A 1,015-nucleotide genomic window follows, 5' to 3' on the forward strand; every position below is an offset into this window, starting at 1 on the left:
GCACGTGTGCAGTTCGCGCTGACCGTCCCTACTGTGTCTGATCGAGTCGCTCAAACTGTTGCCAAGCTCATGATCGAGCCGATACTCGATCCGGTGTTTCATCCCGATTCGTATGGATATCGGCCGGGTAAGTCGGCGAAACAGGCGATTGCCGTCACGCGCAAGCGTTGCTGGCAGTACGACTGGGTCGTTGAGTTTGACATCAAGGCGGCGTTTGACCAGATCGATCATGCGTTGTTGATGAAGGCGGTGCGAAACCACATCAAGGAAGACTGGATCCTGCTGTATATCGAGCGGTGGCTTACTGCGCCATTCGAGACTGCAGACGGTGCCCGACTACCTCGGCAGAGGGGAACCCCGCAAGGCGGAGTAGTCAGTCCTATCCTGATGAATCTGTTCATGCATTATGCGTTCGACAGCTGGATGACGCGGACTTACCAACAACTTCCTTTCGCCCGCTACGCCGATGACGCAGTGGTTCACTGCCGCAGTCACGGGCAGGCGGAAGAAGTGATGCGAGCTATCGCATCACGGCTGGAGCAGTGTGGTTTGACGATGCATCCGGAGAAGTCGAAGATCGTGTACTGCAAGGACGTGAACCGCACCTTAGCTTATCCGAACGTGCAATTTACCTTCCTCGGTTTTACGTTTAGACCGCGACAGGCAATGAGTAGGTACAACCGGCGATTCACCAGTTTCCTGCCGGCGGCGAGCAACGATGCGCTGAAACGGATGAGGCAAACGGTACGGAGTTGGCAGATACATCGTCGGACTCCAGCCACGCTTGAAGACTTTGCGCAGCAATGCAATCCAACGATACAAGGGTGGTGGAACTACTATGGGGCGTTCTATCGAACGGCGATGTATGCGATCTTCCAATATGTCGATCGGAAGCTCGAGCGCTGGGCCAGACGGAAGTACAAGACACTGTCGCGACACAAACGACGTAGCGCTGAATGGCTACGCAAGATGGCAGCTGTCTACCCACGGTTGTTCGTTCACTGGCGGGTCGCTG

General features: G+C 55.6%; 1 protein-coding gene. It reads left to right on the forward strand.

Features of this window, described 5'->3' with window-relative positions:
* Positions 1-1,015 (forward strand): group II intron reverse transcriptase/maturase (gene ltrA, locus P0D96_RS48090; protein ID WP_408321371.1); only part of this gene is annotated, 1,015 nt, incomplete at both ends.

This window comes from Paraburkholderia sp. RL17-347-BIC-D (assembly GCF_046027915.1).
GTDB lineage: Bacteria > Pseudomonadota > Gammaproteobacteria > Burkholderiales > Burkholderiaceae > Paraburkholderia.